The organism is Amycolatopsis sp. NPDC051371 (assembly GCF_040682155.1).
Lineage (GTDB): Bacteria > Actinomycetota > Actinomycetes > Mycobacteriales > Pseudonocardiaceae > Amycolatopsis.
Map to the genome: position 1 here is coordinate 220,394 of NZ_JBFBAG010000009.1, position 19,497 is coordinate 239,890.

17 protein-coding genes and 2 pseudogenes are annotated in these 19,497 nt (G+C 70.3%); 12 read left to right on the forward strand and 7 right to left on the reverse strand.

Annotated features, from left to right (window positions below; translation table 11 throughout):
• Positions 1-42 precede the first annotated feature (42 nt).
• The 4 genes and pseudogenes from sigK (at position 43) to AB0M59_RS14580 (ending at position 2,536) form a co-directional block, all read left to right on the forward strand.
• Entirely contained in the window at positions 43-639 is a 597-nt protein-coding gene (gene sigK / locus AB0M59_RS14565) for an ECF RNA polymerase sigma factor SigK (RefSeq protein WP_364614138.1), read from the forward strand.
• Complete coding sequence (locus tag AB0M59_RS14570) at positions 636-1,313, forward strand: anti-sigma factor (protein WP_364614141.1); 678 nt, start codon at positions 636-638, stop codon at positions 1,311-1,313. The genes sigK and AB0M59_RS14570 overlap by 4 nt, the downstream gene beginning before the upstream one ends.
• Positions 1,314-1,417: 104 nt before the next feature.
• Positions 1,418-1,725 (forward strand): annotated as a pseudogene (locus tag AB0M59_RS14575) (molybdopterin-dependent oxidoreductase); the annotation flags it as partial.
• A 130-nt stretch (positions 1,726-1,855) separates the two neighbouring features.
• Positions 1,856-2,536 carry a fasciclin domain-containing protein gene (locus AB0M59_RS14580; RefSeq protein WP_364614144.1) on the forward strand — a complete coding sequence of 227 codons (681 nt, stop codon included), beginning with the start codon at positions 1,856-1,858 and terminating at the stop codon, positions 2,534-2,536.
• Positions 2,537-2,544: 8 nt separating this feature from the next.
• Here AB0M59_RS14580 and AB0M59_RS14585 read toward each other — a convergent pair.
• Positions 2,545-3,548, reverse strand: a pseudogene (locus tag AB0M59_RS14585) (LLM class flavin-dependent oxidoreductase).
• A 49-nt stretch (positions 3,549-3,597) separates the two neighbouring features.
• A complete protein-coding gene (locus AB0M59_RS14590) occupies positions 3,598-4,260 on the reverse strand; it encodes a TetR/AcrR family transcriptional regulator C-terminal domain-containing protein (protein ID WP_364614147.1) in 663 nt (220 codons plus the stop codon).
• 98 nt (positions 4,261-4,358) lie between these two features.
• On the opposite strand from AB0M59_RS14590, the gene AB0M59_RS14595 reads away from it, so the two are divergent.
• Positions 4,359-5,327, forward strand: coding sequence for an NAD(P)-dependent alcohol dehydrogenase (locus AB0M59_RS14595; RefSeq protein ID WP_364614150.1), 969 nt, complete (start codon positions 4,359-4,361; stop codon positions 5,325-5,327).
• Positions 5,328-5,751: 424 nt separating this feature from the next.
• Here the strand turns inward: AB0M59_RS14595 and AB0M59_RS14600 are convergent, their stop codons facing one another.
• Both AB0M59_RS14600 and AB0M59_RS14605 read right to left on the reverse strand, forming a co-directional pair.
• Positions 5,752-6,681, reverse strand: a complete 930-nt coding sequence (locus AB0M59_RS14600; RefSeq protein WP_364614153.1) for an alpha/beta hydrolase — start codon at positions 6,679-6,681, stop codon at positions 5,752-5,754.
• Positions 6,682-7,017: 336 nt separating this feature from the next.
• Positions 7,018-7,617 (reverse strand): QsdR family transcriptional regulator, encoded by a 600-nt coding sequence (locus AB0M59_RS14605; protein ID WP_364614156.1) that lies wholly within the window; start codon positions 7,615-7,617, stop codon positions 7,018-7,020.
• 120 nt (positions 7,618-7,737) lie between these two features.
• On the opposite strand from AB0M59_RS14605, the gene AB0M59_RS14610 reads away from it, so the two are divergent.
• On the forward strand, positions 7,738-8,361 hold the full coding sequence (locus AB0M59_RS14610; RefSeq protein ID WP_364614231.1) for a DsbA family oxidoreductase: 624 nt from the start codon (positions 7,738-7,740) through the stop codon (positions 8,359-8,361).
• 75 nt (positions 8,362-8,436) lie between these two features.
• Here AB0M59_RS14610 and AB0M59_RS14615 read toward each other — a convergent pair whose 3' ends face one another.
• Complete coding sequence (locus AB0M59_RS14615; protein WP_284746126.1) at positions 8,437-8,622, reverse strand: hypothetical protein; 186 nt, start codon at positions 8,620-8,622, stop codon at positions 8,437-8,439.
• Positions 8,623-9,240: 618 nt separating this feature from the next.
• On the reverse strand, positions 9,241-10,227 hold the full coding sequence (locus tag AB0M59_RS14620; RefSeq protein ID WP_364614234.1) for a LacI family DNA-binding transcriptional regulator: 987 nt from the start codon (positions 10,225-10,227) through the stop codon (positions 9,241-9,243).
• A 127-nt stretch (positions 10,228-10,354) separates the two neighbouring features.
• On the opposite strand from AB0M59_RS14620, the gene AB0M59_RS14625 reads away from it, so the two are divergent.
• The 6 genes from AB0M59_RS14625 to AB0M59_RS14650 all read left to right on the forward strand — a co-directional run bounded on the left by AB0M59_RS14625 (position 10,355) and on the right by AB0M59_RS14650 (position 18,801).
• Positions 10,355-11,284, forward strand: coding sequence for a sugar ABC transporter permease (locus AB0M59_RS14625; protein ID WP_364614159.1), 930 nt, complete (start codon positions 10,355-10,357; stop codon positions 11,282-11,284).
• A 1-nt stretch (position 11,285) separates the two neighbouring features.
• Positions 11,286-12,149, forward strand: coding sequence for a carbohydrate ABC transporter permease (locus tag AB0M59_RS14630; protein WP_364614162.1), 864 nt, complete (start codon positions 11,286-11,288; stop codon positions 12,147-12,149).
• Positions 12,150-12,178: 29 nt separating this feature from the next.
• Positions 12,179-13,519 (forward strand): sugar ABC transporter substrate-binding protein, encoded by a 1,341-nt coding sequence (locus tag AB0M59_RS14635; RefSeq protein ID WP_364614164.1) that lies wholly within the window; start codon positions 12,179-12,181, stop codon positions 13,517-13,519.
• Positions 13,516-15,063 (forward strand): alpha-L-arabinofuranosidase C-terminal domain-containing protein, encoded by a 1,548-nt coding sequence (locus AB0M59_RS14640; RefSeq protein WP_364614166.1) that lies wholly within the window; start codon positions 13,516-13,518, stop codon positions 15,061-15,063. The genes AB0M59_RS14635 and AB0M59_RS14640 overlap by 4 nt, the downstream gene beginning before the upstream one ends.
• Complete coding sequence (locus AB0M59_RS14645; protein WP_364614169.1) at positions 15,056-16,798, forward strand: beta-galactosidase; 1,743 nt, start codon at positions 15,056-15,058, stop codon at positions 16,796-16,798. Before AB0M59_RS14640 ends, AB0M59_RS14645 begins: the two co-directional genes overlap by 8 nt.
• A 128-nt stretch (positions 16,799-16,926) precedes the next feature.
• A complete protein-coding gene (locus tag AB0M59_RS14650) occupies positions 16,927-18,801 on the forward strand; it encodes an RICIN domain-containing protein (protein WP_364614172.1) in 1,875 nt (624 codons plus the stop codon).
• Positions 18,802-19,014: 213 nt separating this feature from the next.
• Here the strand turns inward: AB0M59_RS14650 and AB0M59_RS14655 are convergent, their stop codons facing one another.
• On the reverse strand, positions 19,015-19,281 hold the full coding sequence (locus AB0M59_RS14655) for a hypothetical protein (protein ID WP_364614175.1): 267 nt from the start codon (positions 19,279-19,281) through the stop codon (positions 19,015-19,017).
• Between the last annotated feature and the right edge of the window lie 216 nt (positions 19,282-19,497).

Below are 19,497 nucleotides of genomic sequence, written 5' to 3' on the forward strand. Positions count from 1 at the left end.
CGAACGCCTCTCACAAGCAGGGTGAGGTGGAGGGTGCCGGGCATGGGTGAGCGTGGGCGGCTACGGCTGCAGCCGGACGAGGCGCCGGTGGCCGCGGCGAGCGCCGAGGAGCTGTTGCGGCGCGTCGCGGCGGGGGACGAACCGGCCTTCGCGGCGTTGTACGACCTCATCGCCGGGCCGGTGCTCGGGCTGGTGACGCGCGTGCTGCGCAACCACGCCCAAGCCGAGGAAGTGGCGCAGGAGGTGCTGGTGGAGGTGTGGCGCAAGGCCACGAGGTACGTCCCGGAGCGCGGCAGCGCGCTGTCGTGGGTGCTGACGATCGCCCACCGCCGGGCCGTGGACCGCGTGCGCTCGCACCAGGCCGTGCTCGACCGCGAGGAGCGGGCGGGCCGGATGGACGTGCGGCGGCCGTTCGACGAGGTCACCGAGTCCACTTTGGCCACTCTCGACCAGCAGCGCGTGCGGCAGTGCCTCGACCAGCTCACCGACCTCCAGCGCGAGTCCATCGTGCTGGCCTACTACAACGGCTACACCTATCCCGAGGTCGCCGAGGTGCTGAAGGTGGCGCCCGGGACCGTGAAAACCCGCATCCGGGACGGTCTGATCCGGCTGCGTGACTGCCTGGGGGTGGATCGATGACCGCCGAGCTGCACACGCTGACCGGGGCCTACGCGCTGGACGCGGTGTCCGATGTGGAGCGTGCCGGGTTCGAACGGCACCTCGGGGAGTGCGCGGCGTGCCGCCAGGAGGTGGCCGAGCTGCGGGCGACCGGGGCCTGGCTGGGCGTGGCCGAGAGCGCGGGACCGCCGCCGGAGCTGCGGGCGCGGGTGCTCGCCGGCGTGGCCCGCACCCGCCAGCTGCCGCCGAGGGTTCCGGTGCCCCGGCCCGAACTGGGCCGGCGCAGGGGTTTCGGGCTGCGCGTCGCCCTGTTCGGGGCCGCCGCGGCCGCCGTCGTCGCGGTCGGGGTCGGCGTCGTCACCTCGGCCCCTCCGGCGCCGGTCGACTCCGTGTTGTCCGCGCCCGACGCCTCGGCGATCCAGGGCGTCGGCGAGGGGCACGCGACCCTGGTCGTCTCGCGCAGCCGGAACCAGGCGGTGCTGCTCGCCGCGGACCTGCCCGCGCTCGACGCGGCCCACGTCTACCAGGTGTGGCTGATCCGGGCCGGCGAGGCGCACTCCGCCGGGCTCCTGCAGCCGCAAATGCTGATGTCCGACCTCCCGCCGGGTACCGACCGGATCGGGATCACCGTCGAGCCCGCCGGCGGGTCCGCGGGCCCGACGACCCCGGCGGTCACCCGGATCTCCCTGGCCTAGCGATCCGACGGGACTGCGATGCGCACCTCGACGGCCGAACGAAGGTCCCCGACGCCCGGTGGACCCGCACCGAAGCCGAGCCGCTGGGTGACCGCCCTCCTAGGCGTCCTGGCGCCGAGCAGCTCTTTTCGTCCAGTGTGGACGGCTGGACGTCCGGCAGCCCGGTCGCCATCGGGATGAACGGCGAACCGCTGCCGGATCGAGCACGGTTTTCCGGCGCGGCTGGTGATTCCCGGGTTGTACGGATATGTGTCGGCCACGAAATGGGTGACCGACCTCGAAGTGACGACCTGGCAGACGCGTCAGGCCTATTGGCTGAAATGCGGCTTGGGGCCGGGAAGCGCCGATCAAGACGGAATCGCGGATCGACGACGGCCCGTGGCGCGAAGCCATGCTTTCACAGCAAGTGAGCCTCGGGTGGCACAACATCAATTTCACCGCGCGGTGACCCGGATCACCCGTTCGGGTGCAATCCGGTTCCCGGCCGGGCTCGAATCATCCGCAAGAAGAAGTTCACAGCCGCTTTTTTTGGAGTGATTTTCGTGACCAAGCTTCGTGTCGCCGGAATCGGTTTCGCCGCCGTGGCCGCGCTTTCGCTGACCGCGTGCAGCGGCAGCGACACCGCTTCCTCCGGGAGCTCCAGCAGCGCCCCGGTCCCCGCGCCGTCGTCGTCGATGGCGGCGCCGTCGTCCAGCGCCGACTCGGGTGCGTCGAACGGCATGACCACCAACGCCGACGTCTTCGGCCCGGCCTGTTCGCAGTTGCCGCAGGGGTCCGAGCCCGGCTCGCTCGACTCGATGGGCCCGCAGCCGGTCGCGTCGGCCGCGTCGACGAACCCGCTGCTGACCAAGCTGGTGGCGGCCGTCAAGGCCACCAACCTGGTCGACACCCTCAACAGCCAGCAGGCCATCACGGTGTTCGCGCCGGCCGACCCGGCGTTCGCCGCTCTCGGTGACGCGAAGTTCAACGAGCTCGCGGGCAAGCCGGCCGAGCTGGCGCCGATCCTGCAGTACCACGTCGTCGGCAAGCGTTACGACGCCAAGGGCCTCGAGTCGGCCGGTTCGCTGGAGTCGCTGAACACCGCCGGTGGCCCGCTGAAGATCGAGGGCTCGGGCGAGAACATGACCGTCAACGGCGCGAAGATCCTGTGCGGCAACATCCCCACGAAGAACGCCACGGTCTTCGTGATCGACAAGGTGCTGACCCCGGGCACCAACAAGTAGGCCGGCAGCTAGTCGCGGCCGAGCTCCGGGCCGAGGCGTTCCGCGAGGTCGGTGAGGATCTGCACGTAGTCTTCGTGTTCGAAGGTGAACGGCAGGGCGAAAGCCACCTCATCGACCTCGCGGAACGCCGCGTGCGCGGCGAGCCGGTCGGCGATCTCGGCCGAGCTGCCGACGAAGTCGGGGGAGAACAGCATCCGCGCCGGGCCCTGCGGTTCCGCGGTGCGGGGAAGCCGCTTCTCGGCGTACGCCTCGTATTTCGCGCTCTGCTCGGGGTCGCGCTGTCGGTCGGGATGACGACCAGGCCCTGCGAGACGCGGGCCGCTTCGCCGGCCGGGTGGTGCTCGCGGAACGTCCGGATGTGCGACAGCTGGATCTCGGCGAAGTCCGTGCTCCCGCCGTCGGCCTTGACCACGCTGCTGGTCAGGAAGTTCATCGCGTGCTCGCCGGCCCATTCGGCCGAGCGCAGGCTCGCACCGCCGTACCAGAGGCGGTCGCCGAGCCCGGGTGCCTGCGGCTGGACCCGGTCGGAGAAGACCTCGAAGCCTTCGGTGCCGCTGAAGCCGGTCGCCGGCTCGCCGCGCACGAAGTCCAGCAGCCGTCGCACGCGGTCGTAAGAGAAGTCCTCGGCGTCGGCCGTATCCGGGTAGAGAGCGCCTTTGACCTCGTCGTAGCGCATCGGCGGGCCGACGCTGATCCCCGGGTTGAGCCGGCCGCCGGAGAGCAGGTCGACGGTGGCCAGGTCCTCGGCGAGCCGCAGCGGGTTCTCCCAGCCGAGCGGGATGACGGCGGTGCCGAGGTCGATCCGGCGGGTCCGCTGCGAAGCCGCGGCGAGCACGGCGACCGGCGACGAGATGCCGTGCTGCAGGTGCCGGTGCCGCACCCAGGCGCTGTCGAATCCGAGCTGTTCGCCGAGCTCGATGATCTCGAGGGTCGACTCGTGCCCCCGCCGCGGGTCGGCGGGGTCGAACAGGCCGATGGTCAGGAAGCCGAGCTTCCGCAGTGGTCGCGACACATCGCCGATTCTGCCTCCGGCCGGGCGGCGGTCCCACCTGGTGGACGGATCAACCCCGTTCGCGCAGGCGGTCCAAGCCGTCGAGGATGACGTCGAGGCCGAACTCGAACTCCGCCTGGTCGTCGCACCAGCCCAGCGTCGAATGCGGGTCGTCGTGGGCGATCTCGCTGAGCATCCCGACCAGGTTCGGCAGCTGCCAGGCCAGGTCCACCGGCACGTCGGCCGACTGGCCGGCGCTCGGGTCGAACAGCTCCTGGCTGAACCCGAGCGCGCGGCTGCCGAGCGCGTGCAGGGCGTGGTGGACCAGGTCGTAGGAGAACCCGCCTTCGCGCATCAGGCCGACCAGCGCGTCGTAGTAGCGCAGGACCGCGGTGCTCGTCGACGACCTCGTCTCGAACAGCTCCGGCGCCCAGCGGTGCCGGAGGAACACCTGGCGCGCGGTGAGGATCCGCTGCCGCACCGCGGGTTTCCACTCCGGCGCCGGTTCGACGCGGGCGACGGCGTCGTTGATCTCCCCGGCCACGACGTCGACGATGCCGTCGAGCACGTCTTCCTTCTTGGCCACGTGGTAGTAGAGCGACATCGCCTCGGCGCCGAGCTCCTCCGCGAGGCGGCGCATCGTCAGCGCGCGCAGCCCGTGTTCGTCGGCGAGCTCGACCGCCGCACGCAGCACGCGCTCGCGGCTGAGGGGGATCCGCGCGTCGGTCGTCACCCACAAGATCGTACAAGGTAAGGCGCCATTGACGTTCTTACGTTGTACGGCGTAGCTTACGAAGTACGACTTACGGCGTAAGAATCGCGGGAGGCGACATGAAAGCCCTGGCCCAGCACGTGTACGGCGCACCGGACAGCCTGACCTACGAGGACGTCCCCGATCCCGTGCCCGCCGAAGGCGAGGTGCTGGTCCGGGTGCGGGCGACGTCGGTCAACCCGTACGACTGGCACTTCATGAGAGGTGAGCCGTACGTCGCGCGGCTGATGCAGGGTGGTTTCGGCCTGCGCCGTCCACGGGCGGGCATTCTCGGCTGCGACCTGGCGGGCCGGGTCGAGACGGCCGGCGCGCACTTCCGCCCCGGCGACGACGTCTACGCGCTGCTGCCGAACGGCGCCTACGCCGAGTACGTCTGCGTACCCGAGGACCTGCTGGCGCCCATGCCCGCGAACCTCACCCACGAGCAGGCGGCGGCGATGCCGATGGCGGCCGTCACCGCGCTGCTGGCCTTGCGCGGGGTGAAAGCCGGGCAACGAGTGCTGGTCAACGGCGCTTCCGGCGGCGTCGGCACCTTCGCGGTCCAGTTGGCACGGGCTTTTGGGGCGCAGGTCGACGCCGTCTGCAGTCCGGCGAACGTCGAGCTGGCCCGATCACTCGGCGCGGAGCACGTCGTCGACTACCGCTCGGCGGACTTCACCCGCAGCGGCCGGCGCTACGACTTCGTGCTGGACATCGCGGGCAGCCGATCGCTCCTGGCGTGCCGCCGGGTGGTGGACCAGGGTGGCACGTTCGTGGCCATCGGCGGCCCGGCCGGGCGCTGGCTGCAGCCGGCGAGGCACGCGTTCGCGGCACTGGCCACGGGTCCGCTGGTCCGGCGGCGGGCCGTCCTCGCGGATGCGGTGGGCTGCCGGGAGAAGAAGGCGGTCCTGGGTGAGCTGGCCGCGCTGGCGGAGCGTGGCGCGTTGACGCCGGTGATCGACCGGAGCTACCCGTTCGACGACCTGCGCACCGCGATCGCGTACCAGGAAGCGGGGCACGCGAAGGGCAAGGTGGTCGTGACGTTGTGACGGTCCTGGGCGCCGGGATGACTCAGGCGCGTCGGTGAAGCCTTCCAGAAGTCGTGAAGTTACCGGCCGCAGCGGCTCGGCGCGGACGTCATGAAAGGGTCTTTCACCGCGTCCGGCGTCAGGGTCTCGGCAAGGTCGGGTGGCCAGGCCGAGATCGGCGGTCGCTCCGGGGAGCCGGCGTGTCTTGAATGACTCATTCAGGACCTCCGAAGACTTGAATGACTCATTCAAGACGTTTGGTGGGCCGGCGGCGCGTTCGACCGGGACTTTGCCGGGGCCCTGGCGCCCGGCGTCATGAACGAGTCGTTCATGGCCTGCGGTCGGCTGCCGCAGAGGCCGGGTCGCGCGCGGTTCGGGCCATCGGCCGAAGCCAACCGCGCCCGAGACCGGGAGACGCCGGACGCGCCGGCGCCTCCCGGCGTTGTCAGCCGTTGTGCGGGCAGTTACCTCGGTAGTCCGAAATGGACAGACTGGTGCTCGGAATCGGGCAGAGGAACTGTTCGTAGCGGGTGTCGTTGTCGATGAACCGCTTGAGCCAGGAGAGGGTGTACTTCGCGATCGTCGTGTTCGACGAGTTGGGCGCGAAGTGGCTGGCGCCGCGCAGTTCGAGGTACGCCTTGTCCAAAGAGGACGGGAGGCTGGTGTAGAACGGGATCGAGTGCGAGGCCACCGGGGCGACGGTGTCCGACTGCGCCCCGACGACGAGCGTCGGTACGCGGACCGTCGACCAGTTCTTCGTCAGGTTCCAGCCGGTCAGCGGGATCGCGGCCTGCAGTGACGGCCGGGAGCGCGCCGCTTCGAGGGTGCCGCCCCCGCCCATCGAGTGCCCGACCACGCCGAGCCTGGTGCTGTCGATGCGGGACCGGACACTGCTTTGCTGGGTGAGGTAGTCGAGCGAGGCGAGCAGCTGCCGGCCCCGGCTGTCGGGCTGGTCGCTGGTGGTCAGGGTGTCGATGGTGAAGACCACGAAGCCCTGCGACGCGAGCCGCGGGCCCAGCCAGGCGATGCTCGACTGGAGCGCGGTGAAGCCGGGGGCGATCGAGATGGCCCCGAACGTGCCGGCGGTCGTGCTCGTCGGGTAGTAGATGGTGCCGCCGCCGAAGCCGGAGACGGCCAGCCGCGAGACGGTCACGGTGCTGGTGGCGAAGCTGCCCCGCGAGGCTTCGATGCTGGAGTTGGTCGGGTCGGGGCCGCGTTCGTAGGGGTTCGCGGCGGCGGGCGCCGGAGCAGCGAAGCCGGTGGTCAGCGCGAATGCGGCCAGGACGACCCCGGCAGTCTTGGCGCGCCACCCTCGGCGGCGGGAAACTTTCTCACCCGAGCCAGACGACGTCGGCGGGCTGGTGAGTACGGACATGGATCGCTCTCTTTCCCCGGGCAGGCGAAAGCGCGCCCGGACACAGGCGGGCGGATCGATGGAACCGTTGCACGGCAACGAAGGAGGTGCCGCGTGCGGGGCGCGGGGTAACCGCTTTCCCGTGCTGCTATGAAACACTTCAGCGAAATGTTCCACAACACCCGAACGGGTGAGTAGTTGACCGACTGTGCGCTTGCTCAGTGAAGACAGCCGATGACGTGAACGGCTCTTTCCTGTCGTCGGAGGCCATGAACGAGTCGTTCATGACGTCGCGCCACCGAGGCGGCCGCGGTTGCGCCGCGGCCGGGGACCGCACTTTCTCGTGAAAGTGACGCGTCAGCGGGCCGGGGCCGGCTCCAAAGCGCCGCGCACCAACGTGTCCAGCAACGTCGTCGCGACCTTCAGGTCCACCGTCCGCGCCGCCAGCACGTCCGAGTACAGGAACGACTCGCCCAGCCGCACCACCGCGAACGCCAGGTCCGGCAACCCCACGAGCGGCGTCAACCCCGCCGCCGAGGCGTCCGCGCGGAACAGCTCCACGTGCGCGTCGACGAGAGCCGGCTGGACCGCGCCGCGGGGGTCCGTCAGCACCCGCAACGCCACCGCCGACTCCGCCTCGATCAGCTTGCGCATCCCCTCGTTGGCCGCGACCTCGCGCCGGTACTCCTCCATCACCCACAGGCACCGCAGCCGGCCCTCGGGGGTGCGGACCGAGGAACCGTGGGAGGCGTGCCACCGATCCAGCGCCCGCTGCCACGTCCGGTCGGAGAGCAGCCGCAGCCCGGCGCCCATCAGGTCGTCGCGGTTGCCGACGCGGCGGAAGAACGTCGTGCGCGAGATCCCCAGCTCCGTGGCCATCCGGCCGAGGTCGAGGCGGGTGCCGGCGAACAGCAGCCGCGCCGCGTGGCGGACGATGTCGTCGGTCGAGACGGTCACCGGCCCACCCTAGCTTCGGGGGTCCGGGCGGCGGTGCCTGGACGTCGCCGCCGCAGGTCGCCGACGGTTACTTTGAAGTGCGTGCCACCGCGCGGTTAGCGTGGGGTCGTGCGCGTAGACATCTGGTCCGACCTCATCTGTCCCTGGTGCTATCTCGGCAAGCGCCGCTTCGAGCAGGCGGTCGCCGAGTTCGGTGCCGACGTCGAGGTCGTGCACCACTCGTTCCAGCTCGACCCGGCGTTCCCGCGCGGGACCTCCCGGCCGACGCGCGAGGTGCTGTCCGAGAAGTACGGCCGGACGCTCGAAGAAGCCGACGCAATGGAAGCGCAGATGGAACAGCGTGCGGCCGCCGACGGTCTCGAGTACCACCTCGACGGCGTCCACATGGGAAACACCGTCGACGGCCACCGCCTGGTGCACCTGGCCGGCGAGCGCGGGCTGGCCGACGCCGTCGTCGACCGGTTCTACCGCGCGCACTTCACCGAACGGCGGTCGCTGTTCGACCGTGACTCGCTGGTAGAGCTGGCCGCCGAAGCCGGGCTCGACGCCGCCGAGGCCCGCGCGGTCCTCGAGTCGGACGCCTACGAAGCCGAAGTGGCGGCGGACGGCGAGCAGGCGCGGGCGCTCGGCGCGACCGGGGTGCCCTTCTTCGTGATCGACCAGCGGTTCGGCGTCGCCGGCGCCCAGGCACCCGAGGTGTTCACCCAGGTGCTGCAGCGCGCGCACGAGTCCGCGGCGAGCTGAGCTGAAGGGGACTTTCCTCGCATCAGCTGCGGTGAAGGTCCCCTTCAGCACGTCACCTGCACCGGACGTCCCGCGCTAGCGACGGCGGCGGCTGCGGCTGAAGCGCGACCGGTCGGTAGCGACGCCGGCCAGGTGCAGCGCGACGCACAGCAGCCCGGCGGTGGTGAGGGTGCTGGTGGTGATGATCGGGCCGAGGCCGAACCCGGCCAGCTCCATGAGCAGGGCGAGCCCGAAGAGCACGGCGGCGAGGATGGCGAGCATGACGCCTCGTTTCTGCTGCGGTAGGGCCGAATGGTCCACACCACTGCGACATTCGCGGAACCGGCGGTCCCGGCTTGGTGGCCAGTAATGCCCCGGCTTCCGCCCGCTGAAACGAAAGCTCGGCTCGCGCACTCGGCGGGCCGGTTCACGTACCTGGAGGGTCGTTCGCGTGTCTGGCGGGTCGACTCGTTTGCTGCGAGGGTCGGCTGACGTGCCTTAAGGGGCGGCTCGCGTACGTAGAGGGTCGGCTGGCGTGCCGCAGGTTCGGCTCGCGTGCGGAGGGTCGGCTCGCGTACGTGGAGGGTCGGTTGGCGTGCCGCAGGGGTCGGCTGACGTGCCTGGAGGGTCGGCTCGCGTGCGCGAACGGTCGGCTGACGTGCCTGGAGGATCGGCTTGTGTACGTGGAGGGTCGGCTGGCGTGCCGCAGGGTCAGTTCGCGTGCGGAGGGTCAGTTCGCGTGCTCTGAGAGTCGGTTGGCGTGCGAAGGGTCGGTTCGCGTGCCCGGGGTCGGCTCACCCCCACCGCCGGCCGCTTCGACCCCGGCCGCAGGGGCGCCCCCCGTTTTCTACTTTACCGGCGGGCACCGACAATTTCGGCACGTCGCCGCGGGACGGGAGGTCAGGCGGGCGGCGGCGCGGTGCTCGAACGGAGCACCAGCTCCGTCGGCACCGTCACCGGCTCACCGACCTCCGCACCCGTCTCGATCTCCGCCAGCAGCGCCGAAACCGCGTGCCGCCCGACTGCCTCGAACGACTGGCGGATCGTCGTCAGCGGGGGCCAGAAGCAGGCCGACTCCTCCATGTCGTCGAACCCGACCACGCTGACGTCGCCCGGTACCGACCGGCCCGTCTCGTGCAGCGCGCGCAACAGTCCCAGGGCCATCTGGTCGTTCGCCACGAACACCGCCGTCACCGAAGGGTCGGCGGCCAGCGTCAACCCCGCCTCGTACCCCGACGCCGGAGACCAGTCGCCCACCAGAACCGGGGGGACGTAAGCGTCCGCCAGTTCCAAGGTGGCTCGCCAGGACTTCCGGCGGCGCTCGGCCGAATAGGACTGTGGCGGCCCGGCGATGTGCCACACCGTCGGGTGCCCCAGCTCCAGCAGGTGGCGGGTCGCCGTGGCGGCGCCGTCGGCCTGGTCGGTGTCGACCACCGGGTAGGCGTACCTCGCGCTCGAATCGATGACCACCACCGGAAGCCCGTGCGGCAGCTCGATTTCGCTCTGGTCGAGCTGGTGCTGCTCGATCAGGATGATCACCCCGTCGACGGCCTGCTCGTTCAGCTTGCTGAACGCCCCCGTCACCTCGCCCTGCGTCGGGCGCGTCACCGGCATCAGGATGATCGAAAATCCCTCCGGGACGACCGCCGCCGCGATGGCGTCGAGCGTGCGGCTGTTGCCGAACGTCGGCAGCGCCGAAATGATCACGCCGATGCTGCGGAACTTGCCGTTGCGCAACGCCCTGGCCGCGCTGTTGGGGCGGTAGCCGATCCGGCGCATCGCGGCGAGGACGCGCTCGCGGGTGGCGTCGTCCACATTGGTCTTGCCGTTCGCCACGCGGGACACCGTCTGGCCGGACACGCCCGCCTCGCGCGCGACGTCCGCCATCGACGGTCCACGGCGCGGGGATGCAGCGGTCACGGGGTCTCCTCGGGTGTCCTGGACATGTTTACGTCAACACGTTACCCTCCGACCGTCCATGTTGACGTAAACATCTGCAACACCGGAGAAGACGATGACGTCCACAGCGGCTCCGCCCGTCCCGGTGCCCGCACGCCCGGCGCCGCCGGCCCGTCGGCCGCGGCGGAAGTGGCGAGGCTGGCTCTTCGTCGCCCCCTTCATGCTGGTGTTCGCGCTGACGTTCATCGCGCCGGTCGTGTACGCGTTCGTGCTCAGCCTCTTCCGCGACCAGGCCTTCTTCGGCGGCACGGTGTTCGTCGGCGCCGACAACTACGCGCAGGTGCTCGGCGACCCGAAGTTCTGGGAGGCCTTCCAGCGGGTCCTGGTGTTCCTCGCCGTGCAGGTGCCGATCATGCTGCTGCTCGCGCTGGTCGCGGCACTGGCGATCGACAGCGCCCGGCTGCACGGCGCCGGGTTCTTCCGGATCGTGATCTTCCTGCCGTACGCGGTGCCCGCCGTGGTCGCCACGCTGATGTGGGGCTTCATCTACGGCGACCACTTCGGACTGGCCGCCGACCTCAACCACCTGCTCGGCACCGACGCGGTGAAGCCGCTGTCGCAGAACTGGCTGCTCACCTCGATCGGCAACGTCGTCACCTGGGAGTTCGTCGGCTACAACATGCTGATCTTCTACTCCGCGCTGAAGGTGATCCCCACGGAGCTGTTCGAGGCGGCCGCGATCGACGGCGCCGGCACGTTCCGCGTGATCCGGTCGGTCAAGCTCCCCGCGATCCGCGGGGCCATCGTGATCGCGACGATCTTTTCGATCATCGGCAGCTTCCAGCTGTTCAACGAGCCGAACATCATGCGCAACCTGGTGCCGAACATCATCGGCACCTTCTACACGCCCAACATGTATGCCTACAACCTCTCCTTCGCCGGTCAGCAGTACAACTACTCCGCCACGGTCGCGATCGTGATGGGCGTGATCACCGCGATCATCGCCTACGTCGTGCAGCTGCGCGGCTCCCGGAAGGGGATGTGACGTGGCCACGCTCTCGGTGACGCGGCCCCGCAAGTCGCGCACGCTCACGGCCGTCATGGCCCTGTACCTGGTCTACACCCTGATTCCGCTGGTGTGGCTGGTGATCAACGCGTCCAAGACCCAGCCGGCGCTGTTCTCGACGTCGGGCCTGTCCTTCGGCGGCCCGTTCGCCCTCTTCGACAACATCGGCCAGACGTTCTCGTACAACAACGGGATCTTCTTCCGCTGGCTGGGGAACACCCTGCTGTACGTCGTGGTCGGCGCCGGCGGCGCGACGATCCTCGCGACGGCGGCGGGCTACGGCCTGGCCAAGTACCGCTTCCCCGGCCGCCGGGCGGTGTTCGCGATCGTCCTCGGCGCCGTGGCCGTCCCCACGACGGCGCTCGCCGTGCCGACCTTCCTGATGTTCAGCAAGCTCGGGCTGACGAACACGCCGCTGTCCGTCATCATCCCGTCGCTGATCAGCCCGTTCGGCCTCTACCTGATCTGGGTCTACGCCGCCGACGCCATCCCGGACGAGCTGATGGAGGCGGCGCGGATCGACGGCGCGGGGGAGTTCCGGATCTTCGTCACCGTGACCCTGCGCCAGCTGGTGCCCGGGATCGTCACGGTCGCGCTGTTCACGATGGTGCAGACCTGGAACAACTACTTCCTGCCGCTGATCATGCTCAGCGAACCGAAGTGGTACCCGCTGACCGTCGGGCTCAACCAGTGGAGCGCGCAGGCGAACGGCGCCGGCGCGCAACCGATCTTCAACCTGGTGCTCACCGGGTCGCTGCTCACCATCATCCCCCTCGTCATCGCTTTCCTGTTCATGCAACGGTTCTGGCAATCGGGGCTGAGCGCGGGGAGCGTCAAGCAATGAGCCGTCACACCGTCGTGAAGGGACACTCGATGTCACGTATCCGCAGTCGCGCCAAGGCGTTCGCCGCCGTGGCGCTCGCCGCCGCCCTCGCGGTCGGCTGCTCGTCCGGGAGCACGTCCGGGCCCGCCGCCGCCACCGGGACCCAGGACTCCGTCGACGCCGCGCTCAAGGCCGGCGGGTCGATCACGTACTGGAGCTGGACGCCCTCGGCCAAGGACCAGGTCGCCGCGTTCGAGAAGGAGTACCCGAACGTCAAGGTGAACTACGTCAACGCCGGGACGAACAAGGACGAGTACACCAAGCTGCAGAACGCGATCAAGGCCGGCTCCGGCGCGCCGGACGTCGCGCAGATCGAGTACTACGCCCTCCCGCAGTTCGCGCTTACCGATTCACTGGCCGACCTGAACCAGTACGGCTTCGGGTCGTTCGAAAAGGACTACAGCGCTTCGACGTGGGCCCAGGTCAAGAACGGCAACGGGGTCTACGGCCTGCCGCAGGACTCCGGCCCGATGGCGCTGTTCTACAACAAGGAAGTCTTCGACAAGAACAGCATCGCCGTGCCGAAGACGTGGGACGAGTACATCGCCGCGGCGAAGAAGCTGCACGCCGCCGATCCCACCAAGTACATCACCTCGGACACCGGTGACCCCGGGTTCGCGCTGAGCATGATCTGGCAGGCCGGCGGGCACCCGGTCAGCGTCGACGGCCGGAACGTGAAGGTGAACTTCGCCGACGCGGGCACCAAGAAGTGGACCGCCATGTGGGACCAGCTGATCCAGGGCAAGCTGCTCGCCCCGGTCAAGGAGTGGTCCGACGACTGGTTCCGCGCCCTCGGTGACGGCACCATCTCCTCCCTCGTCACCGGCGCCTGGATGCCGGGCAACTTCATCTCGTCGGTGCCCGGTGGCAGCGGCAAGTGGGCGGTCGCGCCGATGCCGACCTACGACGGGCAGAAGGCCGTCACCGCGGAAAACGGCGGTAGCACGCAGTCGGTGCTCAAGCAGAGCGCCAACCCGGCGCTGGCCGCGGGGTTCGTGCGCTGGCTCAACCACGACGGCGGCGTCCAGCCGTTCATCAAGAGCGGCGGCTTCCCGTCCACCACGGCCGACCTGACCTCGCCCGCGTTCGTCGACCAGGCCGTGCCGTACTTCGGTGGCCAGAAGATCAACCAGGTGCTGACCCAGGCGTCGAAGGACGTCGCGCCGGGCTGGACCTACCTGCCGTACCAGACCTACGCCAACAGCGTCTTCAGCGACACCGCCGGCAAGGCCTACCTGAACGCCACCGGGCTCGACGCCGGGCTGGCGGCCTGGCAGCAGGCGATCGTCGACTACGGCAACCAGCAGGGCTTCACGGTCAGCGCCGGATGACGGTCCACATCGAAGGTGACGTGGGAAACGCCGCCCAGGTCATCGGCCCGGTCCCGCGTCGGCTCTTCGGCTCGTTCGTCGAGCACATGGGCCGGTCCGTCTACACGGGACTGTACGAGCCGGGACACGCCACCGCGGACGATCGCGGGTTCCGCGGTGACGTCCTGGAGCTGGTGCGGGAACTCGGGCCGACCGTGGTCCGCTACCCCGGCGGCAACTTCGTCTCCGGCTACCGCTGGGAAGACGGCGTCGGACCGGAGCGGCCCGCCCGGCTCGACCCGGCCTGGCACAGCGTGGAATCCAACCGCTTCGGCCTGCACGAGTTCGTCGGGTGGGCCGAAGCCGCGGGTGCCGAGGTGATGTACGCGGTCAACCTCGGCACCCGCGGCATCCAGGAAGCCGTCGACGTCCTGGAGTACTGCAACCACGCGGGTGGTACGGAACTGAGCGAGCGGCGGCGCGCGAACGGCGCCGACCGCCCGTTCGGCTTCAAGCTGTGGTGCCTCGGCAACGAGATGGACGGCCCGTGGCAGATCGGCCACAAGACCGCCGACGAGTACGGCCGCCTGGCCGCCGAGACGGCGCGGGTCATGCGGATGATCGACCCGGACGTCGAACTGGTCGTCGCGGGCAGCTCGCACGCGGACATGCCGACGTTCGGCTCGTGGGAACGCACGGTGCTGCGCCACACCGCGGAGCTGGTCGACCACATCTCGCTGCACGCCTACTACCAGGAGCTGCACGGCGACACCGACAGCTACCTCGCCAGCGGCGCCGCGCTGGACCGCTACATCCGCACGACGGCGGGGATCGTCGACGAGACCCTCGCCGAGCTGGGCCTGGACAAGAAGATCGGGATCAGCGTCGACGAGTGGAACGTCTGGGACCTGCGCCGCTGGAACGAGGTCGACCAGGCGCGGCTCGCCGAGGGCGGCTGGCGTGAGCACCCGCGGATCATCGAGGACACCTACACGGTCACCGACGCGGTCGTCGTCGGCTCGCTGCTCAGTTCGCTGCTGCGCAACGTCGACCGCGTCACCATGGCGAACCAGGCGCAGCTGGTGAACGTCATCGCGCCGATCCGCTCCGAGCCCGGCGGCCCGGCGTGGCGGCAGACGACGTTCCACCCGTTCCGGCAGGTCGCCGCGCTGGCGAGCGGGGTGAGCCTGCGCCTGACCGTCGAGGGCGAGCGCATCCGCACCGCGCAGCACGGCGAAGTCGACCTCGTCGACGTCGCCGCGACGGCCGGGGACTGCGGGCGCGGCGCGGTGTTCCTCACCAACCGGGCCACGGCGTCGCCGACCGAGGTCCGGCTGCGCCTGCGCGGCGCGCGGTACGGCGTGTACGCCGTCGAAACCCTCACCACACCCGACGGCGAGACGCGCCACGCCGTCAACACCGCCGACTCACAACCGGTCCGGCCGGTGCCCCTGCCCGGCACCGCCGTGACGTCCGACCCCGGGGGGACGACCATCACCATGACGCTGCCACCGTTGTCCTGGACCGTGCTCCAGCTGTGCCCGGAGGCGGGCGGCCATGCCTGAGTTCGTCATCGGGGAGACCGACTTCCTGCTCGACGGCCGGCCGTTCCGGATCCTTTCCGGTGCCCTGCACTACTTCCGCGTGCACCCGGACCTGTGGGCCGACCGGATCGACAAGGCCCGGCGGATGGGCCTGAACACCATCGAGACGTACGTCCCGTGGAACGCGCACGCTCCCTCACCGGGCGAGTTCGACCTGACCGGCGGGCTCGACCTCGACCGGTTCCTGCGGCTGGTCGCCGACGCCGGGATGTACGCGATCGTCCGGCCCGGCCCGTACATCTGCGCGGAGTGGGACAACGGCGGCCTGCCGGCGTGGCTGTTCCGCGACTCGTCGGTCGGGGTCCGCCGGTACGAGCCCCGCTATCTCGATGCGGTGCGCGAATACCTCGCGCGGGTCTACGAAGTCGTCGTCCCGCACCAGGTCGACCGCGGCGGGCCGGTGCTGCTGGTCCAGGTCGAGAACGAGTACGGCGCGTTCGGTGACGACAAGCGCTACCTGCGGGCGCTGGCCGACCACACGCGGGCCTCGGGCATCACCGTGCCGCTGACCACGGTGGACCAGCCGGACATGCTCGAAGCGGGCAGCCTGGACGGACTCCACCGCACGGCCTCCTTCGGCTCGAACGCCGAGGCGCGGCTCGCGATCCTGCGGGCCCACCAGCCCACCGGGCCGCTGATGTGCAGCGAGTTCTGGAACGGCTGGTTCGACCACTGGGGCGCGCACCACCACACGACGTCGGCCGCGGACGCGGCGGCCGAGCTCGACACGCTGCTCGCCGCGGGCGCGTCGGTCAACCTGTACATGTTCCACGGCGGCACCAACTTCGGGTTCACCAGCGGCGCGAACGACAAGGGTGTCTACCAGCCGCTGGTCACGTCGTACGACTACGACGCGCCGCTGGACGAAGCCGGCGACCCGACGCCGAAGTACCACGCCTTCCGCGACGTGATCGCGCGCTACCACAAGGTGCCGGACTCCGTTCCGCCGCCGGCCCGGCCCGCGCCGGTTTTCGCATCGGTGCTGCGTGACCCCGTCCGGCTGCTCGACGCCCCGGAGCGGTGGGGCACCTGGGAGTTCCACGAGGAGCTGCCCACGTTCGACGACCTGACGCCGATGCCGCGACTGGCATTGCTGCGCACGTCCGTCTCGGGTGACCGGCCGGGCGTCCTGACGTTCGGCGAGGTCCGCGACCGCGCGACGGTGTTCTTCGACGGCGCCGCGGTCGGCACGTTGCTGCGCGAGCACCACGACCGCGCGCTCGCGCTGCCGCGGGCGAACGGCGAGCTGCTGGTGCTGGTCGAGGACCAGGGACGCGTCGACTACGGCCCGCGGATCGGCGAGGCGAAGGGCATCATCGGCGGCGCGACGCTGCACGGCGAGCCGCTGGCCGGCTGGGACGTGCTGCCGCTCGACCTGTCCGCGCTGCCTTCGCCGGTGACAGCGTCCACTGTGGAGGGACCCGTCGCCGGGCCGGTGCTGCTGCGCGCGTCGTTCGAGATCGAGACGTCCGCCGATCTGTTCCTCGACACCGGGGAGTGGGGCAAGGGCCTCGTGTGGCTCAACGGGTTCCCGCTCGGCCGGTACTGGCGACGTGGGCCGCAGCGGACGTTGTACGTCCCGGGCCCGGTGGTCCGCGCGGGGGCCAACGAACTCGTCGTGCTCGAACTGGACACGATGCTCGACCCGGCGGCCCGGTTCGTGCCGCGGCCGCTGCTGGGACACACCGAGGCCTGAGGAAGTTCTTCACCGAAACGAAGGGCAGTTCGACGATGAACCGCACGTTCCGGCGTTTATTCACCATCCTTTGTGTACCGATAGCGGCGTCGGGGGTCACGGCTGCACCGGCGTTCGCGGCCACCGCGGTGACCGTGAAGCCCGACCCGGCCTACCGGCAGCAGCCATTCGAGGGCTGGGGCTCGAGCCTGGCGTGGATGGCCGAGGCGACCGGCGGCTATCCCGACTCGGTCCGGAACAAGCTGGCCGACCTGGTCTTCGGACCGGGTGGGCTGAACCTGAACATCGCCCGGTTCAACATCGGCGGCGGCAACGCCCCGGACGTCCCGTCGTACCTGCGTCCGGGTGGCGCCGTGCCGGGCTGGTGGAAGGCGCCGGCCGGGACGACCCGTGCCGACAAGGACTGGTGGACGCCCGGCGACGCCGCCGAGTTCAACGCCGCCGCGGACCCGAACCAGCGCTGGTGGGTGGACCGCATCAAGAACCGCGTCACGAAGTGGGAGGCGTTCAGCAACTCACCGCCGTACTTCCAGACCGTTTCGGGGTACGTCTCCGGCGGCTTCACCGCGACCGACGAACAGCTGCGTCCGGACAAGATCGGTGACTTCACGGCGTATTTGGCGCAGGTGGTGCGGACGTTGGAACGCGCGCACGGCATCAAGTTCGCGTCGGTGAACCCGCTGAACGAGCCCAACACGAACTACTGGAAGACGACCCTCGGCGCCGACGGCAACCCGACCGGCGGGCGCCAGGAAGGTGCGCACATCGGGCCGTCGGTCCAGTCGCAGCTGATCCCGGCAATGGCCGCGGCGCTGCCCGGGAAGGTGGTTTCCGCACCCGACGAAACCAACCCGGACATCTTCGCCGCGGACTGGAACGGCTGGTCTTCCGCGGCTCGCACGGCGGCCGGGCGGCTGAACGTCCACACCTACGGCACCGGCAACCGGCCGATCCCGCGGGACATCGCGAAGGGCGCGTCGAAGCCGCTGTGGATGAGCGAGGTCGGCGGCAGCTGGCTCGACCGGCAGGACTTCACCAGCATGGACCCGGGGCTCGGGCTGGCCGGCCAGATCACCGACGACCTGCGCCTGCTCGAACCGAGCGCGTGGGTGAGCTGGCAGCCGATCGAAGACTACGACAACATGAAGCCCGGCGGGGAGTCCGCGGCCGGGATGAACTGGGGCGAGATCCAGGTTCCGTTCAACTGCGAGTCTTCCGATTGTCCTATCCGGACGAACACGAAGTTCGACACCATGCGGAACTTCACCCACTACATCCGGCCGGGTGACCGGCTGATCGCGTCGAACGACTCCGCGTCGACCGCCGCGATGCGCGGGGAGAACCTGTCTTCGGTGGTCCACGTCAACTCGGGCACGGCGGAGCAGGACGTCACGCTGGACCTGTCCGGGTTCGGGTGCGTCCGGCCCGGCGCTTCGGTGACGCCGGTCGTCACCGACGTCACCGGTGCCCTTCGCCGCGGCATAGCCGTCCGGGTGACGTCGGCCCACGCCACGCTGCGGGTCCCGGCGCGCTCGGTGACGACGTTCCTGGTCGACGGCGTCTCCTCGACGGCCGCGGGCACCGGGCTGGGATCGGGCAAGCCGTTCACGTTCACCGGCGTGCAGAGCGGCAAGTCCCTGTCGGCGGAGGGCGGCGCGCTGGTCCAGCGCACGACGGACGCGTCGGCGGCCGCGCAGCGCTGGACGCTGACCGACCGCACGGGCCGCTACGGCAACCGCGACCGGTTCACGATCTCTTCCGTGGGAACGGGCCAGGTGCTCAGCACGGCCGGCGGTGCGGTGACGCTGGCACCGGCGGGAACGTCGAACCCGGCTTCGCAGTGGACGGTGTCGACGACGGGCGACGGGACGTGGACGTTCGTCAACGCCGCGGACGGCCAGCTGCTGGACGTCACCGGCGAGTCCCGGGACGACGGCGCCCGCATCGGGTTGTACCGGCCGACGAACGGCGCCAACCAGCGCTGGCAGGCGGTCGCGAGGTAGCCGGAGCGCCCAATGTGGCGTTGGTTGCGTCAGACGCACCCAATGTGGCGTTCGGTGCGTCAGACGCACCGAACGCCACATTGGGGCGCTGGACCGGCACTGTGGACAAGGCGGGTGACCACGCCTGACCGGCACCGGAATTGTCGGTGCCCTCCGCTAGCGTGGTTACCGGGGGCGCCGGGCGCGACTTCCGCAGCGCCCGCGTGCGGTTGCTCAGTCCACCGAGCCGTACGGGCGCTGCGACGCACCCTTGTGGCCCTCCGCTTCGCGGCCGTCGTCGGCCGCGATCTCCTCGGCGCCCCGGCGGCTGCTGTCACTCGAGTCCGGCTCCATGTCCGTCGGGGACTGCGTCCTGTCCGCGGCGACTTCGGAGCCGCGTGAGCCGCTCGCCTCGCGGGCCTTGTCGGCGGCTTCGGCCGCCGTCGGGTCGTCGCCCGCGACGTCCGGGGCCCAGCCGTGGTGGTTCTCCTGTTCGGCCATGACGGCCTCCTCACCTGCCCCCTCTGCCCGCATCGCGTACCCGCCGCGCGCGGCGGCAAACCGGGCTCACTCCGACGGCCGCAGCGGCTGGACACCACCCGGCGCGGCCGACGCCGAACCGGACGCGGCGGCCGGTAGAGTTCTCCCGGACCCGTTGAAACGCCAGCGGTGGTCTTTGCTGACGCTGCTGGCGAGCTCTGTCCCGTGCTCGCCGCT

Bases quoted from the DNA above. Each gene is read 5' to 3' on its own strand.
- sigK (WP_364614138.1), top strand. From the start codon at position 43: ATGGGTGAGCGTGGGCGGCTACGGCTGCAGCCGGACGAGGCGCCGGTG.
- AB0M59_RS14570 (WP_364614141.1), top strand. From the start codon at position 636: ATGACCGCCGAGCTGCACACGCTGACCGGGGCCTACGCGCTGGACGCG.
- AB0M59_RS14595 (WP_364614150.1), top strand. From the start codon at position 4,359: ATGAAAGCCCTGGCCCAGCACGTGTACGGCGCACCGGACAGCCTGACC.
- AB0M59_RS14600 (WP_364614153.1), bottom strand. From the start codon at position 6,681: ATGTCCGTACTCACCAGCCCGCCGACGTCGTCTGGCTCGGGTGAGAAA.
- AB0M59_RS14615 (WP_284746126.1), bottom strand. From the start codon at position 8,622: ATGCTCGCCATCCTCGCCGCCGTGCTCTTCGGGCTCGCCCTGCTCATG.
- AB0M59_RS14620 (WP_364614234.1), bottom strand. From the start codon at position 10,227: ATGGCGGACGTCGCGCGCGAGGCGGGCGTGTCCGGCCAGACGGTGTCC.
- AB0M59_RS14625 (WP_364614159.1), top strand. From the start codon at position 10,355: ATGACGTCCACAGCGGCTCCGCCCGTCCCGGTGCCCGCACGCCCGGCG.
- AB0M59_RS14635 (WP_364614164.1), top strand. From the start codon at position 12,179: ATGTCACGTATCCGCAGTCGCGCCAAGGCGTTCGCCGCCGTGGCGCTC.
- AB0M59_RS14640 (WP_364614166.1), top strand. From the start codon at position 13,516: ATGACGGTCCACATCGAAGGTGACGTGGGAAACGCCGCCCAGGTCATC.
- AB0M59_RS14645 (WP_364614169.1), top strand. From the start codon at position 15,056: ATGCCTGAGTTCGTCATCGGGGAGACCGACTTCCTGCTCGACGGCCGG.
- AB0M59_RS14655 (WP_364614175.1), bottom strand. From the start codon at position 19,281: ATGGCCGAACAGGAGAACCACCACGGCTGGGCCCCGGACGTCGCGGGC.